The sequence below is a fragment of the Parapusillimonas sp. JC17 genome (assembly GCF_052180245.1).
In the GTDB taxonomy this organism is placed as follows: domain Bacteria; phylum Pseudomonadota; class Gammaproteobacteria; order Burkholderiales; family Burkholderiaceae_B; genus Parapusillimonas.
Genome location: NZ_CP197474.1, coordinates 3,766,322 through 3,784,340, shown reverse-complemented (window position 1 = coordinate 3,784,340; position 18,019 = coordinate 3,766,322). Strand labels below are relative to the sequence as shown.

Annotated in this window: 19 protein-coding genes and 1 tRNA gene; 8 read left to right on the top strand and 12 right to left on the bottom strand. The window is 60.7% G+C overall.

The features are described from left to right. The first annotated feature begins 53 nt into the window (after positions 1–53). Positions 54–1,475, top strand: coding sequence for a signal recognition particle protein (gene ffh, locus ACSBPU_RS18310; protein WP_442593240.1), 1,422 nt, complete (start codon positions 54–56; stop codon positions 1,473–1,475). A 64-nt stretch (positions 1,476–1,539) separates the two neighbouring features. Here the strand turns inward: ffh and lysM are convergent, their stop codons facing one another. The 4 genes from lysM to trmB all read right to left on the bottom strand — a co-directional run bounded on the left by lysM (position 1,540) and on the right by trmB (position 4,038). Next, positions 1,540–1,986: a peptidoglycan-binding protein LysM gene (gene lysM / locus ACSBPU_RS18305; protein ID WP_442598413.1), complete on the bottom strand. Its 447-nt coding sequence runs from the start codon at positions 1,984–1,986 to the stop codon at positions 1,540–1,542. Between the two features lie 140 nt (positions 1,987–2,126). Next, positions 2,127–2,327: a sulfur carrier protein ThiS gene (gene thiS / locus ACSBPU_RS18300; protein ID WP_442593239.1), complete on the bottom strand. Its 201-nt coding sequence runs from the start codon at positions 2,325–2,327 to the stop codon at positions 2,127–2,129. Positions 2,328–2,346: 19 nt separating this feature from the next. Continuing rightward, positions 2,347–3,288, bottom strand: coding sequence for a prolyl aminopeptidase (gene pip, locus ACSBPU_RS18295; RefSeq protein WP_442593238.1), 942 nt, complete (start codon positions 3,286–3,288; stop codon positions 2,347–2,349). Positions 3,289–3,342: 54 nt separating this feature from the next. Next, positions 3,343–4,038 (bottom strand): tRNA (guanosine(46)-N7)-methyltransferase TrmB, encoded by a 696-nt coding sequence (trmB, locus tag ACSBPU_RS18290; RefSeq protein ID WP_442593237.1) that lies wholly within the window; start codon positions 4,036–4,038, stop codon positions 3,343–3,345. Between the two features lie 130 nt (positions 4,039–4,168). On the opposite strand from trmB, the gene ACSBPU_RS18285 reads away from it, so the two are divergent. The 3 genes from ACSBPU_RS18285 to ACSBPU_RS18275 all read left to right on the top strand — a co-directional run bounded on the left by ACSBPU_RS18285 (position 4,169) and on the right by ACSBPU_RS18275 (position 5,588). Then, positions 4,169–4,242: transfer RNA gene (locus tag ACSBPU_RS18285), tRNA-Gly, on the top strand. A gap of 163 nt (positions 4,243–4,405) precedes the next feature. Next, positions 4,406–4,573 (top strand): hypothetical protein, encoded by a 168-nt coding sequence (locus ACSBPU_RS18280; RefSeq protein WP_442593236.1) that lies wholly within the window; start codon positions 4,406–4,408, stop codon positions 4,571–4,573. 574 nt (positions 4,574–5,147) lie between these two features. Continuing rightward, positions 5,148–5,588 (top strand): hypothetical protein, encoded by a 441-nt coding sequence (locus tag ACSBPU_RS18275; RefSeq protein ID WP_442593235.1) that lies wholly within the window; start codon positions 5,148–5,150, stop codon positions 5,586–5,588. A gap of 57 nt (positions 5,589–5,645) precedes the next feature. Here ACSBPU_RS18275 and ACSBPU_RS18270 read toward each other — a convergent pair whose 3' ends face one another. Continuing rightward, positions 5,646–6,224 carry a DJ-1/PfpI family protein gene (locus tag ACSBPU_RS18270; protein WP_442593234.1) on the bottom strand — a complete coding sequence of 193 codons (579 nt, stop codon included), beginning with the start codon at positions 6,222–6,224 and terminating at the stop codon, positions 5,646–5,648. 231 nt (positions 6,225–6,455) lie between these two features. On the opposite strand from ACSBPU_RS18270, the gene ACSBPU_RS18265 reads away from it, so the two are divergent. The 3 genes from ACSBPU_RS18265 (at position 6,456) to ACSBPU_RS18255 (ending at position 10,618) form a co-directional block, all read left to right on the top strand. Further along, positions 6,456–6,968 (top strand): sigma-70 family RNA polymerase sigma factor, encoded by a 513-nt coding sequence (locus ACSBPU_RS18265; RefSeq protein WP_442593233.1) that lies wholly within the window; start codon positions 6,456–6,458, stop codon positions 6,966–6,968. 4 nt (positions 6,969–6,972) lie between these two features. Next, positions 6,973–7,986, top strand: coding sequence for a FecR domain-containing protein (locus tag ACSBPU_RS18260; RefSeq protein ID WP_442593232.1), 1,014 nt, complete (start codon positions 6,973–6,975; stop codon positions 7,984–7,986). Between the two features lie 103 nt (positions 7,987–8,089). Then, the gene (locus ACSBPU_RS18255; protein ID WP_442593231.1) at positions 8,090–10,618 is read left to right on the top strand and encodes a TonB-dependent siderophore receptor; all 2,529 of its coding nucleotides are present in this window, start codon (positions 8,090–8,092) and stop codon (positions 10,616–10,618) included. A gap of 56 nt (positions 10,619–10,674) precedes the next feature. Here the strand turns inward: ACSBPU_RS18255 and ACSBPU_RS18250 are convergent, their stop codons facing one another. Then, positions 10,675–11,313: an FMN-binding negative transcriptional regulator gene (locus tag ACSBPU_RS18250; RefSeq protein WP_442593230.1), complete on the bottom strand. Its 639-nt coding sequence runs from the start codon at positions 11,311–11,313 to the stop codon at positions 10,675–10,677. Positions 11,314–11,419: 106 nt separating this feature from the next. Between ACSBPU_RS18250 and pdxR the strand changes: the two genes are divergently transcribed. Continuing rightward, a complete protein-coding gene (gene pdxR, locus ACSBPU_RS18245; protein ID WP_442593229.1) occupies positions 11,420–12,913 on the top strand; it encodes a MocR-like pyridoxine biosynthesis transcription factor PdxR in 1,494 nt (497 codons plus the stop codon). A gap of 10 nt (positions 12,914–12,923) precedes the next feature. Here the strand turns inward: pdxR and ACSBPU_RS18240 are convergent, their stop codons facing one another. From ACSBPU_RS18240 to ACSBPU_RS18215, 6 genes are all read right to left on the bottom strand, one after another. Next, entirely contained in the window at positions 12,924–13,571 is a 648-nt protein-coding gene (locus ACSBPU_RS18240) for a VTT domain-containing protein (protein ID WP_442593228.1), read from the bottom strand. A 101-nt stretch (positions 13,572–13,672) separates the two neighbouring features. Continuing rightward, positions 13,673–14,650, bottom strand: a complete 978-nt coding sequence (locus ACSBPU_RS18235; RefSeq protein WP_442593227.1) for a Bug family tripartite tricarboxylate transporter substrate binding protein — start codon at positions 14,648–14,650, stop codon at positions 13,673–13,675. A gap of 28 nt (positions 14,651–14,678) precedes the next feature. After that, entirely contained in the window at positions 14,679–15,344 is a 666-nt protein-coding gene (locus ACSBPU_RS18230; RefSeq protein ID WP_442593226.1) for an RraA family protein, read from the bottom strand. Next, the gene (locus ACSBPU_RS18225) at positions 15,341–16,159 is read right to left on the bottom strand and encodes a carbon-nitrogen hydrolase family protein (RefSeq protein WP_180066826.1); all 819 of its coding nucleotides are present in this window, start codon (positions 16,157–16,159) and stop codon (positions 15,341–15,343) included. The genes ACSBPU_RS18230 and ACSBPU_RS18225 overlap by 4 nt, the downstream gene beginning before the upstream one ends. 14 nt (positions 16,160–16,173) lie before the next feature. Then, the gene (locus ACSBPU_RS18220) at positions 16,174–17,094 is read right to left on the bottom strand and encodes a LysR family transcriptional regulator (RefSeq protein ID WP_442593225.1); all 921 of its coding nucleotides are present in this window, start codon (positions 17,092–17,094) and stop codon (positions 16,174–16,176) included. After that, on the bottom strand, positions 17,075–18,001 hold the full coding sequence (locus ACSBPU_RS18215) for a TauD/TfdA dioxygenase family protein (RefSeq protein ID WP_442593224.1): 927 nt from the start codon (positions 17,999–18,001) through the stop codon (positions 17,075–17,077). Before ACSBPU_RS18215 ends, ACSBPU_RS18220 begins: the two co-directional genes overlap by 20 nt. Positions 18,002–18,019 lie beyond the last annotated feature (18 nt).

Sequence of the window (18,019 nt, the reverse complement as noted above, 5' to 3'; positions counted from 1 at the left end):
TTTTAGTCTGGATACCGAAAGATCATTTAGCAAGTTTAAGCGAAACCACAGTTATGCTCGACAATCTGACCCAACGGCTCTCGCGCGTCGTCAAGACCATGCGCGGCGAGGCGCGGCTTACGGAAGCCAATACGCAAGATATGCTGCGCGAGGTCCGCATGGCCTTGCTCGAGGCCGACGTGGCGCTTCCCGTGGTGCGCGACTTCGTCGCGCGGGTAAAGGAAAGCGCTCTTGGCCAGGACGTCGTCGGCAGCCTGAATCCAGGCCAAGCCCTGGTGGGTATCGTCCATAAAGAGCTTACCGCGCTCATGGGTGGCGACCTGGGCGACGCCGCCAGCGAACTGTCGCTTGCCACGCAGCCGCCTGCCGTTATCCTAATGGCCGGCCTGCAGGGCGCGGGCAAGACCACGACCACTGGCAAGCTGGCCAAGTGGCTGTCCGAAGGCAGCCATATCCAGAATGGCCGCAAGACGGGCAAGAAGAAAGTCCTGGTGGTCAGCGCCGACGTCTATCGTCCCGCCGCCATCGAGCAGTTGAAAACCGTCGCTGCGCAGGTAAACGTGGATTTCTTGCCGTCCGACGCCACGCAAAAGCCGGAACACATCGCACAGGCCGCACTCGATCACGCCAGGCGCCATCACTACGACGTCCTCATCGTCGATACGGCCGGCCGGCTTGGCATCGACGAGGCCATGATGCGCGAGATCCGGGCCTTGCACGACCTGCTCAAGCCCATCGAAACGCTGTTCGTCGTCGATGCCATGCAAGGCCAGGACGCGGTCAACGTGGCGCGCGCTTTCGCGGACGCCCTACCGCTGACCGGCGTGGTACTGACCAAGCTCGATGGCGATGCACGCGGGGGCGCCGCGCTGTCGGTGCGCCATGTCACCGGCAAGCCGCTCAAGTTCGTGGGCCTGTCGGAAAAGCTCGACGGGCTCGAGCCCTTCCACCCCGAGCGCATGGCCCAGCGCGTGCTGGGCATGGGCGACATCGTGTCGCTGGTCGAGCAGGCGCAGCGCAACATCGATGTGGCCGAGGCCGAAAAGCTGGCGGCCAAGATCAAATCGGGCGATCGTTTCGACCTCAATGATTTCCGCGAGCAGCTTCTGCAGGTCAAGAAGATGGGCGACATGGGGTCGCTGCTGGAAAAACTGCCCGCCCAGTTTGCGCAGGCCGCCAATCAGCTGCAAGGCGGCCAGGCCGAGAAACAGCTGCGCCGCAGCGAAGGCATACTCAATTCCATGACGCCTGCCGAGCGCGCCAAGCCCGAACTCCTGAAGGCCTCGCGCAAGCGGCGCATCGCGGCCGGCGCGGGCGTGCCGGTGCAGGAAGTCAATCGCCTGCTGTCCCAGTTCGACCAAATGCAGGGCATGATGAAGCAGATGAAGAAGGGCGGCATGGCCAAGATGATGCGCGCCATGGGCGGCCTGAAAGGGATGGGCAAGGGCGGTTTCCCCGGCTTTGGCCGGCGCTGACGCGCTTCTGGTTCCCGAATGAAAAAGCGCCCATTGCGGGCGCTTTTTCATGGTTTTGCCGCGATCAGGCCTGCGGCGGAATGCGCAAGACCTGGCCCGGATAGATTTTATCGGGATGCGACAACATGGGCTTGTTGGCTTCGAAGATCTGGTTGTACTTGGCGCCCTGGCCCTTGCCGTAATGGGTTTCCGCAATCTTCCAGAGCGTATCGCCCTTGACGACGGTGTACATGGTGGCTTCCGGAGCCGCCTGTTCGACCGACAACTGGTTGTCGACAGCCGCGACGCCCACCGTATTGCCCAGCGCCAGCGAGATCTTTTCCGCTTCTTCGGTCGACTTGGCCTGCCCGGTGACGGTTACCTTGTCGTTGTCAACGGTGATGTCCAAGCCTTCGGCTGAAAGATTATGCTTTTCGAGTTCCTTGCGGAGTTCGTCGGCAGTGGCCGCCTTGGCCTCGCTTGCCCCGAAAAGCTTCTCGCCCACATCTTTCAAAAAACTGAGTACGCCCATGGTGTTTCGTCCTTGTTCATGTTGATTCATGCGTAGCGGCGATGCCGGCCATGCCCGCATCACACCGCCTTTGAGCGATTATCAACAAAAAGACGGTATCGAGGGCGTTCGAATCGTCAACAATTGTTCATGAGGCTTATTCAGCCCCCGCCCACCGCCACGACGATCTCGATCTCGTCGTTGTCGGCAATCGGCGTGGAGGCATGCTGGCTTTTGGGGACGATATCGCCGTTGCGCTCCACCGCGATGCGCTTGTCCTGGTAACCCAGGTGCTGCACAAGACCCGCGACGGTGTTGATCTGGTCAAGCTGCAATGGTTTGCCATTGAGGGTGACGTTCATGGTCTGAAATCCTGCATTATCAAGGTTGTTGGCTGAATTTGTCGGTTGCGGCGATCAGGCGCGGCAAAATGCCGGGTTCGTCGAAAGCATGGCCCGCGTCCTCCACCAGATGGAACTCTGCCTGTGGCCATGCCTGATGCAAGTCCCAGGCGGTGCGGGCCGGCGTGCATGCGTCGTAACGGCCCTGGACGATGACGCCGGGGATGTCCCGCAGGCGGTGCGCTTCCTTCAGCAGCTGCCCTTCTTCCAGAAAGCCCCGATTCACGAAGTAATGGTTCTCGATGCGGGCGAAGGCCAGGGCGGCCTCGTCGGCGGCATGGGCTTGCTGATGCATGAGGTTGGGCAACAGGGTGATGGTATTGCTTTCCCATTGCGTCCAGGCGTGCGCGGCTTCCATCTGGCTGCGGCGGTCGGTGCCCGTGAGCCGCTTATGGTAGGCCCCGATCAGGTCGTGCCGCTCGGCCGGCGGGATAGGCGCCACATAGCGTGCCCAATGGTCGGGGAACAGCCAGGACGCCCCTTCCTGATAGAACCATTGTAGCTCCTGCCTGCGAACGGTGAAGATGCCGCGTACGATCAGCTCGCTAACGCGTTCTGGATGCGCCTGCGCATAGGCCAACGCCAGCGTCGAACCCCAGGAGCCGCCGAAGACCAGCATGCGCTGCGCCTCGAGAATTTCGCTGCGCAGCCGTTCCATGTCCGCCACCAGATGCCAGGTGGTGTTGTTGTCCAGGCTGGCGTGCGGCGCCGAACGGCCGCAGCCGCGCTGATCGAACAGCAAGATCTTGTAGCGCTGGGGATCGAACAGCCGGCGGTGTACCGGCGAACAGCCGCTGCCGGGGCCGCCGTGCAGGAATATGGCGGGCTTGCCCCGGGGGTTGCCGCAAAGCTCCCAATAAACGCTGTGGCCGTCTTCCGTATTCAGGAAGCCGTGGGCGTAGGGCTGTATTTCCGGGTACACGAGAGCCTTCCCTCCTGGGTAAATGTTGTGGTGGAGCGTCCGGCGGCTTGCCGCTTATTTGCGCTTGAAAATGAGGTCCCACACGCCATGGCCGAGGCGCAGACCGCGGGTTTCGAACTTGGTCTGTGGGCGGAAGTCCGGGCGGGGCGCGTAGCTGTCGCAGGTATTTTCCAGCAGGGGTTCCCCGCCAAGCACTTCCAGCATCTGCTCGGCATAGTTTTCCCAGTCGGTCGCGCAGTGGATGTAGCCGCCTGGCCGGATGCGGCTGGCCAGCAGCGCGATGAAAGCGGGCTGGATCAGGCGGCGCTTATGATGCCGCTTTTTAGGCCAGGGATCGGGAAAGTAGATGTGGACGCCGGCCAGCGTGTCGGGCGCGACCATGTCGCGCGCGACTTCCACGGCATCGTGCTGAATGATGCGTATGTTGCCGACGCCGGATTCGTCGATGCGCTTGAGCAAGGCCCCGACGCCGGCGTTGAAGACTTCTACGCCCAGGAAGTTGTCGCCAGGGCGGCTTTCAGCGATCTTCTGGGTGGTCTCGCCCATGCCGAAACCGATTTCCAGGATGGTGGGCGCGTTGCGCCCGAACGCCTTGTCCAGATCCAGGACGGCGGGGCGGTAGGGAATGGCCCACTGCGGCATCAGGCGGTCCAGGGCGGTTTTCTGCCCCGGCGTAATGTGCGAGCGCCGATGTACGAAGCTGCGTATATGGCCGAATTTCGATTCGGGAGTTTCGGTGCTTGTATTCATAGGCTGAATTGTAGTGATTGCCGGAGTTTATTTCATGGGTTGCGGACAAAAAGCGCATGGTTTTACCCAGGAAGCCGTGGGCGGCGCTATAATGCAAGCCCTTCACGACGGGCGCAAGCCGGTCACGTATGCGGGTGTAGTTCAATGGTAGAACGGCAGCTTCCCAAGCTGCATACGAGGGTTCGATTCCCTTCACCCGCTCCAGTTGCGCTTCGTATCTCCTCTTTGAGAATTGAAGAACTACCGTCGTGTTAAGGCATTGCCGGGTATATCTTCTGCCTGTTTCCTGCCGCCACGAATAAACCGAGCGAATGTGGAACAATAGCAAGCTTAACCAAACTAGATTAACCAAACTCGAGAGAATTCCATGGGCAACAAAATCGTTACTGAAGCCGACCGCAAGCGCACTCCCCCTCCCGCCGCTCCCAAGGGCGTGACCTTTACCACACAAGGCCGCGGCCAACGTGTGAGCAAGGAGCGTGGTGCACATACCCACCACAAGAAAAATCCCGGCAAGCGCGCGCACTCGGGTTGATTTCTGGGCGCAGTTCGCCACCAGCATCCTTCTGTCCGCCGAGTGGCGACGCTGACCCTGTGTCTTCGCGCTTGTAAGCTCGGCGGCGTCCAGCATCTCCTACCCCTTCATACCGGGGCCGTCACGTGTTGAAGTCGATTCCTGGAATCTCAGGAATCTCAACAGATGAGCTAGACGATCCGTCCTAGGCCGCAAAAGCCAAATAGTTGACGTCCTCCCCGGCATCAGCCTATGGCTGCCGCTTGCGCGGTAAGGACAGGGATTCTTAAGCCACAACCGCATGCGTCGCATTGCCACTCCCTTATTCCGAGAACTGCGATAGGAGGTGCGGTAGCATGGTTGGACGCTGATCCAGGCATTGCATAACGAACAGCGACTCGCCGCTCTTGGCGTTGTAAGCGGCCATCAGGCCCCGGGGTGGCCCATTGTCGATTCATTTCAGCTCCCACAACTTGGCGTGTGTCGATTCCGGAAAATAGCGACTGTCGGCGTACATGCCGCCGATGATCCGCCCGACTTGCGGGACCGAACTTCCGTACCTTTAAGATTAGGATACATGTCTGGAGTGACCGCAATGAGCCAACAGTGCCTGATCATTGAGCAGGAAGCCTACGAACTCTGGCTCGACGAAAAGTTGCTGACGCGCTTGCCTGGCGGTGCGGCGTCGCTGCTTGCCGGAGCGGGCCCGCAGCTGCGAGAGATCGACATCGAAACCGCAATCGAGCATGCCGAGGATTGGCTGATGCCATTCAGCAAGTTGTTCGAAGGGCTTCAGCTACAGGTTCTCGACAGAAACGGCGGTTTGCGTAGCTATTTTGCCGATCATGAATATTGCTCGCTAGAGCAGGTGGAGCAAGTCTTCACGAATGTCCATTATGAAGTAGTGCATGGACGGGAAAACAACAAAAATAGCGTCTCGGATATCGTGCTTCTGCGCGAACTCGCGCATCACGGCCGGCTTTCGGGCATTGTGCTGAACATTGGCGATGCTGCTTCAGTCATCGGCGATACTTGATCAACAGTTACTATCGGCCGAAATGACTGCCTCAAGGCGGCCCGCTCCGGGAATGAACTATAGCGTAATCCGCGTGCCCAGTACTTTCAGAAACTGGGACATCCACGCCGGGTGCGCCGGCCATGCCGGGGCGCTCACCAGGTTGCCGTCCGTAACGGCTTCGTCAATTCCGATATCCGCATAGCGGCCGCCCGCCAGTTTGACGTCTGGCGCGCAGGCCGGATAGGCAGAACAATGCCGGTCCTTCAGTACGCCAGCGGCCGCCAGCAGTTGGGCGCCGTGGCACACCGCCGCCACGGGTTTGTTTGCGCTGAAAAAGTGGCGCACCATTTCAATGACTTTGTCGTTCAGGCGCAGGTATTCGGGGCCGCGCCCGCCAGGGATCACCAGCGCGTCGTAATTTTCCGCCTTGATGTCGTCGAACGTGGCGTTCAGCGTAAAGTTATGGCCGCGCTTTTCCGAGTAGGTCTGGTCGCCCTCGAAATCGTGAATCGCCGTTGCGATTGTTTCCCCCGCTTTCTTTCCGGGGCAGACTGCATCCACGTGGTGCCCGACGGCCAGCAAGGTCTGGAACGGAACCATGGTTTCATAGTCCTCGCAATAGTCGCCGCAAATCATCAGAATCTTTTTTGCCATAGTGTTCTCCTTTGATCGCACCGGCAGCGAGGCAGGCCGCTGGCCTGCCCGTTCAAGAGTTGTTGCCGAGCGTGTCGGTGCCAGTGTTTTGATCATAGTTCCGCCCAGCGGGTGCCGCAAGCGGCGGGTGCGGCTCTATGATTTTGATGCCATGCCGCCCAAATCATTCAGTTTCATTATGTGTAATGCGACCAATTCTCATTTGGCTTCTAGTTTCCGTATTCTGTCCTCATGCCAGCCCAGGATCCACCTATTACCGATGATTTGGCAGGACTGTATGTCGAGCACGGCAAGTGGCTTGAGGGTTGGCTGCGCAGGCGCGTCGGCGACACTTTCGCGGCAGCCGACCTGGCGCAGGACACTTTTCTAAGTCTGCTGGACCGCAAGACCGCGTCTGCGGAGATCCGGGAGCCGCGTCCGTTTCTGGCGACGGTTGCCCGGCGGCTCCTCGCGCACCGCCACCGCCGGCAGTTGATCGAAACCGCTTATCTCGAGGCCCTCGCCTGCCTGCCGGAAGAAGTGGCTCCCTCGCCGGAAGCACAGCTGATGGCCGTGGAAAGCCTGCAGCAGATCGACCGCGTGCTCGATAGTCTGCCTCCCAAGGTCCGAGAAGCCTTTCTGTTGGCGCACTTGGTCGAAATGAGCTATGCCGAAATTGCCGAGCGCTTGGGGACTTCGACCAGTTCAGTAAAGCAATATCTGACCAGGGCCAACCGCGAATGCATGTTCGCGGTGGCGGCCTGAACTCATGGCCTCTCGCAGAAACACGCTGACATTGCCCAACGGTCGGGTCATCAGCCGGGCTGCTGCGGATGCCGCGGCGGACTGGCTCACGCTGCTGATGTCCGGAGAGGCTGGCGATGAGCAGCAACATCAGTGGCGCCAATGGCGCCAGGCACATGCCGATCACGAGGCCGCTTGGCAACACGTCGAATCCGTCATGGGCCGCATGAAATCATTGGAGCGTGCGCCGGCATACGCGGCCTTGTCGTCCTACGGCACGAACGATCAGCCGTCTTCCGCCGCCCGCCGACGGGTCATGCGTATGCTCGTGTGGGGAGGAGTCGCCACCAGCGCCGGGTTGCTCGCTTCGCGCACGGACACCTGGCAGGTACGCACGGCCGACTACCGCAGCAACACCGGTCAGCAACACGACTTCACCCTGGAGGACGGTACCCGGCTGACGCTCAATACGGATAGCGCAGTCAATGTGCGCTTCGATGCGAACCAGCGCCGTATCTTGCTGGTAGCGGGCGAGATCATGATCGCCACTCGCCATGAGCCGGGGCAGGCCGATCCTCGGCCACTGCGGGTGGCGACGGCCGAAGGCAGCATCCGTTCATTGGGCACGCGATTCACTGTACGACAGTACGCGGGACGGACCCGTGTGGCGGTTCTGGAAAACGCAGTGGAAATCTCTCCGCGAGCCGGGTCCGGCAGTGCGCATGTGCTGCACGCCGGACAGCAGACCCGGTTCAGCCGCGATGCCGTCGAGGCGCCGCGCTCGATCAATGAGCCGGCGGATGCATGGGCGCGGGGTCAGTTGGTGGCTGACGAGCAGAGGCTGGACGAGTTCGCCGCCGAACTGAATCGCTATCGGACGGGCGTGCTGCGCGTAGATCCGCAAATCGCGAGTCTGCGCTTCTCGGGTGTCTTTCCATTGGCCGACACCGACCGGATCCTGGCTACGCTGCCCAGCGTGCTGCCGGTACGCGTGCAATGGCGCACCCGTTTCTGGGTGACGATCGTACCGGCCGATTGAGGCCTGGCAAAAAATTTTTTCGGATTGACTGCCCGATTGGCGTGTTCGCGGCACCTACCTATGAGGGACCGAAATTTTCGGAGGTCCAATCCAGAGGAAGAACATGCCGAACCTGCACTGCGCCCACGATTCGGAGCGCCCATATCCATCGTCTACTGCGCTTGCCGCCCTGACGCTGACCGTCGCCCTCGCGGCCGGCGCCCCGGCCGCCGCGCTTGCGCAAGGCACCATGCCTGCTGCTGCAGGGACCGCCGTGGCCGACTTCAGGATTGCCGCCGGGCCGCTGGCACCAGCTTTGCGTCAGTTGGCCAGCACGGCCAACATCATGTTGACCTTTACCGCCGAGCAAACCGAGGGCAAGCGCACGGCCGGTGTGAATGGCCGCCATCCCGCCGCCGGCGCGCTGAGCCTTTTGCTCGCCGGTAGCGGCCTGCGGGCCGTGCCACTGGACAATGGCGCGTTCGTGCTGCGAGTCGACGAGACGCGTGCACCCGCGTCCGACGCCGCCATGCTGCCCATGGTCACGGTAACCGGCACGGCGGTGGCCGGCGGCACTACCGAGGGCACGGACTCGTACACCACCAGCAGCATGGGCACGGCCACCCGGCTCAACCTGTCCATGCGCGAGACGCCGCAGTCGGTCACGGTCATTACCAGCGAGCTCATCAAGGATCAGAACCTGCAGACGATCAACGACGTGGTACAGGCCGCCCCGGGTCTGACCTACCGGCGTTTCGGGCCGGAGCGCGCTTCCTTTTATGCGCGCGGCATGTATGTGGACAACATCATGTTCGACGGTCTGCCCGTGAGTCTGGATAGCTCCAACCTGTCGCAGGACCTGTTGTCCACCGATATGGCGATCTATGACCGCGTGGAGATCGTGCGTGGCGCCACCGGACTGGCGCAGGGCGCTGGGAACCCGTCGGCCGCCATCAACCTGGTGCGCAAGCGGCCGACCGATGTGCCGCAGGTGTCCGCCGACGTGAGCGCCGGCAGTTGGGACCACTATAGAGCCGAGTTGGACGCCTCCGGTCCGCTATCCGAGGACGGCAGCCTGCGCGGCCGCGCCGTGATCGCCGCTCAGGACTACGGAAGCTACAAGCGCGGCGAAGACAGCAGTGGCCAGACGTTCTACGGGATCCTGGAAAAGGACCTGGCTGCCTCCACAACGCTCACGCTCAGTGCGCTGCATCAAGAGAGCAGGCTGCATGGCAATGGCTTCACCGGTTTGCCCGTGGCCCGTGACGGCAGTGATCTGGATCTGCCTCGGTCCACCTCGTATGCCAATGACTGGGAGCACTGGAACAAGAACACCACTTCGGCATTCCTGGGGCTCGACCATCGATTCGATAATGGCTGGCGTACCCAACTCTCGGCCTATTACGCGCAGGCCGAGGTCGACATGCTGGGCCATTACATCAATTACAACGTCACCACCGACAAATACCGCCAATTAGGCGCTCGCAACGCCCATAAGGAAAGGCAGAGCAGCGTGGACCTGTATGCCAACGGCCCTTTCGAATTGCTGGGCCGCACGCATGAACTGGTACTGGGCGCCAGCTACCGTAACATCGATTTCGACGGCGACAGCCGTCAAGGCGTGGTTCTGTACGATGACCTCGATCTCTACGATTTCAACCCGAGCGCCGTCGCCAATCCCAACATCCCGCTGCGGGACTGGATGAACGCCAACATCACCCAGCAAAGTGTATACGCCACGACACGCCTGAATCTGGCCGATCGGCTGAAACTGATATTGGGCGGACGGTTGGACTGGTTCGACTACAACGACACCGTCAACACGTATCCGGCCTTTACCGCCAATACGCCCTCCGTCAGTGCGCAGAACCGCTACCGCATCAATAACCAAGTGACGAAGTACGCCGGCATCGTCTACGACCTGAACGAGCAGCACTCGGTCTACGCCAGCTACACCGACATCTTCAAGCCTCAAAACTACATGGATGCCAGCAACACGCTGCTGGATCCGGTGATCGGACAAAACTATGAAATCGGTATCAAAGGCGAATACTTCGATGGCGCGCTGAATGCCTCGGCGGCACTGTTTCGCATGGACCAGATAAACCGTGCCTTCCGCAGCACCGATCAGACCCAATGCGCCGGCTACCCGACCGTCACCTGCTATTCGGCCGCGGGAGAGGTGCGCAGCCAGGGCGTGGAGTTGGAGTTGCAAGGCGCCATCACCCCCAACTGGCAGGTGAGCCTGGGCTACACGGTGGCCATCGCGCGCTATCGCAAGGATGCGAATCCCGCTAATGTGGGCGAGCTGTTCGACACCGACACGCCCCGACACCTGTTCAAGCTGTCGACGATGTACCGGCTATCTGGCGCTCTTCAGGGCTGGCGCATCGGCGGCTCGGTCTACCGCCAGGGCTCCATTTACAATGAGGGCACCACGAGCGGCGTGCCGTTCCGCATCAGCCAAAACGCATACACCCTGGCCGACTTGGTGGTGGGCTGGCAGGCGACGCCGAAACTGGATGTGCAGCTCAATATCAACAACGTCTTTGACAAGAAATACTACAACGCGTTGTCAGGCTATGTGAGCTTTCCGAGCAACGTCTATGGTAAGCCGCGCAGTATGATGCTGTCGGCACGCTACCAGTTCTGATGCGCGGTGATCCCCGGGGTCAGACCCCGTACGGGGTCTGACCCCATCCAGGCGGCTCATTCGGTTTTTGCGGCGGCTGCGGCGATCATCGCCCCGCCGATCAAGCGTTCGCCGTTGGCGAGCAGTGCGTTGCCCGCGCCCTGGATGTCGCGGACTTCCTTGTTCTGGCTGAGCTTGGCCTTGCCCACCAACCTGGTGATTTCTATCTCGATGCCGACAATGGCTTTGAGCATCGTGTCGATATAGTCCTTCGGCGCGTCCGTCATTTTCCAGGGGGTGGGCTGGGACGCTTCGTGCACACGGGTCAGGCGCGCGACGACGCCGCGGACGTAGCGTTCGTCGTCGCGAATCGTTGCCCGGCCGTGGGCATGCGCCACGATGTAGTTCCAGGTGGGGACTTGCTTATGAAGTTCATGTTTGCTGGGGTACCACTGCGGAGAAACGTAGGCATCGCCCGCGCGAAACACCGCCAATACCTCATCGCCATTGCCAAGGTCCTGCCATATCGGATTGTTCCGGGCTACGTGGCAGTGGAGTATTCCGTGCTTGCCACCGGCGGGATCGAGCTCGAACGGCAAGTGGTTGGCATCCAGGCCGGCTTTGCCATGCGTGACGAGCATTCCAAAGGGATGTTTGGAGATCAGATCGTGAAGCACATCGGTGCGTGATTCATCGAAGTGTTGGGGCACGTACATGGGAAAGGCTCCGTGGCGATGGGCTCGGGTAAATGGGTTCGTGCAATTATCCTTGTTATCTGGCTTATCATGTAGAGCCAGAATCGAGCAATTTACTTAAACCAGAATGGCACGCAAGCCCAGGGTAGTGGACATTCCGTCGATTGGCATGCTGGACAGGGCCGGCGGCCGGCTTGGCCGCCAGCTTGCCCAAGCACTGCGCGAGGCCGTGCGCAAGGGCGACCTGCTGCCGGGTGATTCCTTGCCCTCTTCGCGGGCTCTGGCGCAATCGCTGGACATTGCGCGGGGTACGGTCATCGAAGCGTTCGAACAGCTGCTGGCAGAGGGCGTCCTGGAAACGCAGCAGAGGGTCGGAACCCGGGTCGCGAATTCGCTGGCTGCTCCGCCTCAAGGGGAGGGCGGCCGGGGAAGGCACGCCGCCATTGCGCAGCCGCTGTCTTTGTCGGCTCGCGCGGTTGCGCTTGCGAAAGTCGCGCAGGAATTCAACCCGTTGCCGCATGTGCCGTTCGCCGTATCCGTCCCTGTTGGATCCGCGCAGCCTGGCGAGGCGTGGCGCAAGCTTGGAAACCGGATCCGCGCACGCGGGAAGGGCGCGCCGGCGGGCTATGGCGAGCCGCAAGGTGTACGAGTGCTGCGGGAAGCCGTGGCGGATTACGTGCGCCGTTCGCGATCGGTGCGTTGCAGCCCTGACCAAATCATCATTACCAGCGGTATTCAGCAGGCGCTGTATCTATGCTGCCAAATCCTGTTCGAGGACGGCGATGAGGTCTGGGTCGAGGATCCCGCCTACCGCGGCATTACGGCCATTCTGGAACATGTAGCCCGGGGAGCCCGTGTAATTCGAGTGCCGGTTGATGCCGAAGGCATCATGGTCGAGTCGGGCATTGCGGCCGCCGGGCAGGCCCGTGCGGCATTCGTCACTCCTTCCCATCAATATCCGCTTGGTATGCCGATGAGCATGGCGCGGCGCAATGCATTGCTGGATTGGGCGGGAAAGCATGACGCATGGATCGTGGAGGACGACTATGACAGCGAACTGCGTTATGCCGGCCATCCCTTTCCATCCTTGCAGGGTATGGACGCTGGCCGCGTCGTCTATCTGGGGACGTTCAGCAAGATCCTGTTCCCTTCGCTGCGGCTCGGTTATGCGGTGGTCCCCGAAGGGCTGGAAGCCGCATTTTGCGGAGCGCGGGTATTGATGGATCGCCATCCTCCCAGTTTCGACCAGCATGTGCTTGCCGCCTTCATCAATGAAGGGTACCTGGATCGGCATGTGCGCCGCATCCGGGGCGTCTACGCAGAGCGGCGGGAGCAATTGATCGAAATGATCGACCGCCTTGTTCCGCGCGATCTCGCTTGGCTTCAGCCCAGCGACCAGGGCATGCACGTGGTTCTCTGGCTGGCCCGGCGTGTTGACGATCGCGCCATCGTGGCGGCCTTGCTTGCGGCGGGCGTTGCAGTGCGGCCGGTGTCCCCTATGTTTTCGGACGGAAAGGGGCGTCCGGGTTTGATTCTGGGCCTGGGCGACTTTGATCGGCCTCGCGTGGAGGCGGCAATCAAGCAATTGACGGCCGTCCTATCGACGATCGGGCGGGCGTAGCATCATTGGATCATCTTTCTTTGCGGGCCGGCCCGGCCGTTCGCCCGAACTTGCCTATGAGCGTCGGCAGCAGCGACAGCAGCACGATGCCCAGCACGACGGCATTGAGATTTTCACTGACGAGCGGCAGGTTGCCGAGCATGTAGCCCGCGCCCACCAGCGAAAATACCCAGATGAAAGCGCCGATGATGTTGTACTTCAGGAAGGTGCCGTACTCCATTCGTCCGAGCGCCGCAACGAAAGGCGCCAGCGTCCGCACGATGGGAACGAAGCGGGCGAGCACAATGGTCTTGCTGCCGTGCCGCTCAAAGAAAAGCGTGGTCCGGGCGAGATGCTCGGGTTTCAATATGCGTAGCCGCTTCGTGTCGATGGTGCGTCTGCGCATTACGCTGCCCACCGCGTAATTCAAGGTGTCGCCGGCAATTGCAGCAACGAGCAGTATGGGGACCAGAATCGCCGCATCAAGGATTTGCTGGGCGGCCAGGGTGCCCGCGATGAACAGCAGGGAGTCGCCGGGAAGAAAAGGCGCCACCACCACGCCGGTTTCCACGAAGATCACGCAGAATATGACTAGGTAGACGAGTACGGCGTGGTTTGCGGCCAGCGTCGCCAAGTGTGTGTCGAGATGAAGTACCAGATCAGTGATAAAGCTCAGCATGCATGTTTTCCGTCAGTATGGCCATCTGATGTTTGCAGATGATATCCCTATTCAATCCGGAACGTAGCGGTGTTGAGCTTGATTTCCAGGCTGATATATCGTCAGTTCTTCTTCGCCCCGGAAAGCTCGACAACTTCCTTCCACTTGCGTGCCTCGTCTTTCAAGAACGCGGGGATCTGCGCCTGCGGCATGTTCATTGGCACCAGGCCGAAGCCGAGTAAGCGCTCGCGCATTTCCTTTTCCCGCATCACTGCCGCAACTTCTTTTTCAAGGCGGTGCTTGGCTTCGTCGGGCACGCCGGCGGGTGCCACTAAAAGAATCCAGCCCTGCATGCTGAAGTCCTTGATGCCTTGTTCGGCAAGGGTCGGTACTTCGGGCAGGCTCGGAATACGCTCGGCGGATGTGACGCCGATGGGCTTGACACGTTTGCCCTGTAGGGCGGAGGCGAACACCGGGACGTTATCGGACATGAAGTCCACCTGTCCGCCGATCAGGTCCGTAAGGCTTTGCATCCCGCCTTTGTATGGGATATGCATTCCCGAAATGCCCGCATCGTGCAGAAACTTGGAGATGACCAGGTGCGGCGTCGTTCCCACTCCGGAAGAGCCATAACGAAGACCCTGCCCTTGTTCTTTGGTGTGTTTGATAAGACCCGCCACCGTATCGAAGGGCTCATCGGGACGGACCACCATCACTTGCGGAGCCCAGGCAATCGCGGCTATGGGTTCCAGATCGTTCAGGGGATCATAGGTCATCGTCTCCGGGCGCAATGTTGGCCCGATTGACAGCGGACCCGTCGAGCCCATGGCCAAGGTATAGCCATCGGGCGGCTGTTTGGCTGCAAAGCCCGTGCCGATGGTGCCGCCGGCACCGACTTTGTTTTCGACCACGACGGGCTGGCCCAGACGCGGCGAGAGCAGTTCCGCCAACAAGCGCATTGAAACGTCGGAAGAGTTGCCAGGCGGAAATGGCACTACGATCTTGATCGGGCGCTCGGGCCATGCCGCGTGGGCGAACGTTGTGGTTAACGCCAGACAGCTGAGAGCCAGTCCAGCGACGAGGGCTTTGCGTAGTTTCATAATGGATTCTCCATAATCGTTCTATTTGTTATGCTGCTTCAAGGACATGCTTGCTCGCCCCGGACAGATTGCCGAGCCGTTCGCCGCCCCGCATCCGCTCGCCGTTCTTGTCGCCCCGGGCCTGTTTTTCCATGGCCATTTCGGACACTTCGGCGACTTCGGCTCGGGGAATGGCAAGCACGCCGTTTTCGTCAGCCAGGATGATGTCGCCCGGGCAGACGACGGCGCCGCCGCATGCCACAGGTTTGTTCAGTTGCCCGCCGATGTTGTAGATTCGGGTGGTAATGGGCGATACGCCCCGCGCCCAGACGGGGAAGTCCAGTTCCTCAAGCTCCGAGGGGTCTGTGCACATGCCATCCACAATGGCGCCCACAGCGCCTGCCAGCACAGCGCCAAGCGCCACACCGCCGCCCAGGCAGGCATGCTTTTGATCGCCCAGGCGGTCGATGACCAATACATCGCCTGGTCGCAGCAGCGTCAGGGCGTGATGCAGCAGGGTGGAGTCCTGGCCGGGTAGCGACAAGGTCACTGCGGTGCCGATGATCTTGCGCGTATGATTGATCGGCTTGATGTCGGGAGCCATGAACCCCCAGTGGCGAAAGTGGCCGACGGTGGCCGTCTGCACCGCCGACAGCATGTCGACATACTTTGTCTCCAGGGCGGCCGGCATGGGTTCCAGGATGAATTTTTTCACTGAAGCACCTTTTGTTTGGCGATGGGAATTTCCTTGCGGACTTTATCGATCAGCTGGATATCCAGGCGAGCGGTGGCAAAGCCGTCGCCGTCGGAACACTTGGCGATGACATGGCCCCATGGGTCCACGATCAGCGAATGCCCGTAGGTGTATCGCGTCTCGCCGTTCTGCCTGAACGGTCCGTGCGAGCCGCAGGCCACGACGTAGCTTTGCGTCTCGATGGCGCGAGCCCGGCATAGCACTTCCCAGTGATCTTTGCCGGTCTGCAGGGTGAATGCCGCGGGCAGCATGATGACGTTGGCGCCCCGGCCAACGAGCTGTTGGAAAAGCTCGGGAAATCGGAGGTCATAGCATATGGCCAAGCCAAGGCGGAAGTCGCCCACGTCGGCGGTGCTGACCTCGGAGCCCGCTGCCACTGCATCGGATTCGCCGTAGCGCAGTCCATCAGGCGTGAATATGTCGAACATGTGCATCTTCCGATACCGCGCAAGCTCTTTGCCGTGGGGATCGAACACGACTGTCGTGTTGAATACGCGCTCCTGATGGGGGACCTTCTCGTAGAAGCTGCCCGAATGGACGTAGATGCCGTATTCGGCTGCCATGCGCGCGCAAAACCTGTATGCGGGGCCGTCGGCCTCGGGCTCGCCGGCGGCGACCTTCTCTTGCGTACTGCCACCCGCCCAATCGAAGTGTTCGGGAAACACGATCATGTCGGGGGAATCCTGCGTCACGGCGCTGCGCGTCAGCCTCTCGGCTTTTGCGAGATTCGCCGCTTTATCCGAGACGGAATTCATTTGAATGACGGAAATTTTCACTAGCTTTTTCTCCTTTATTGCCAGGCAATTCTTTTGTCGACCGATTCGCAGTAGTCGCTCGCGACGTCGCGAGCCAAGGCGGCAACCGCCCTTGCCAGGCCCTGGCCTTGGTCGCGCAGGAATACAGCCTGGTAGTTCACCGATACGAAGGGTCGTTTCAACTTGATGGGAAGGAGTTCGCCGGATGCGATCTCCCGCTGCACGATGGCTTCGGGGACGACTGCGATCCCGATGCCGGACGTGGCAAGTTGCAGATTCGTGGGGACGGCATTCGACACATGGATGATCTGCGGGCGCACGCCGCAGTTCTCGAAATAGTGGTCTATGCGAAGCTGCGAACGGGTTCCCGGCGGATAGCCGATGATGGGGTGCCGGGCGAGCTCTTCGGGAAGCGCCGCATCAGTGAATTCCAGCTTCAGCCTGGGGCTCGCCACGAACGTCATCGAAAAAGCACACAGCGGCACGATTTCGAACCGTTCGTGTACGGCTTCGCTGTCGGCACCCAGGACGAGATCGACTCGGCCGATCTCAAGCTCCTTGAGCAGCTTCTCGGTCAGCTCCGTCTTCAGACTGATTGAGATGCTCGGATAGTCCCGTCGCAGCGTGTCGACAAGTTCGGGCAGGATCGTCGGAATCAGCGTGCTGGTCATGCCGATTCTCAAAGACCCTACCAGTTTGCTCGGGTCAAGCATGGAGGCGCGTAAAGACTGGTGGGCATCCACGATGCGCTGCGCATGCTCGAGGAACGTCACGCCGGCGGAGGTGGGCTCAAAGCCATCGCCTCCACGCACAAACAGGCAGACGCCCAGGTCCTGCTCAAGGTTGGAAATCCGGCTTGATACGGCGGCCTGCGTCAGGCAAAGCTTTTCGGCTGTGGCCTTGATGCTTTTAAGCTTGGCCAGCCACAGTGCCGTTTCAAGAAACCGAATATTCATTGAACACCGCTGCGTGTATGCCGGCGCTGGAGCGGGCCATGATCGGCAGCTCGCCTTCCAGTGTGGTTCTGTGCATCGTCCTGACGTACTTTGCGTCATCAAAGCCGGTGGCGCAGTGTTGTGTGCAGCGGTTGTCCCATAGCACTGCGTCGCCAGGCGCCCATTTGTGGGTGTAAATGAACTGCGGCTGCTTGGCGAAGTCCTGGAGAAAGGTAATCAGTTCCTTGCTCTCATCGACGGGCAAGCCTTCGATATCGCATGCCCAGCGCCCGATGTAGAGCGATGTGCGGCCGCTGAGCGGGTGCTGTCGCGTCAAGGGATGGTAGACGTCGGGACGCTCGCGTTTTTCTTCCTCTGTAAGCGGCGCCATCAGCGGGTAATGGGTCGCATGCAAATCGATACGGCTGTAACGAGCACGACGGCCTGCAATGAGCTCCTTGATCCCGCTGGGCAATGCCTCATAGACGCTGTACATATCCACAAAGAGCGTGTCGCCGCGTTCGGGAGGCACTTGTCTGGCATAGAGGAAGGAGCCGCCGTTCGGAATGGCCTTGTCTTCGCCGTCGGTATGAAACCCTTCACCGGCCCGACGAAGCCCCGCATCGCCTTCGGCATTGCCCGCCACAGGTTTGGACGGATCGGCCTTGCTCGCGTTGGATACGACGAAAACTTCGGGATAGCCATCGAGGTTGAACTTGAGCGGCCTCATGATGTGCAGATCACCGAGCCGACGGCTGAAGTTCACATGTTCTTCCGGCGTCATGTCCACTGTCCGGAAGCACAGCACGGAGTGCCTGGTCCAGGCACGCGTTATCTGTTCGAGTTCATCTTCCGACACCGCCAGTCCCGGCGGGCAGTCCATGACGTCGGCGCCGAATCCGCCCGTATTGGATATTATTTTCACCATCAGATCCTCCAAGTAAGT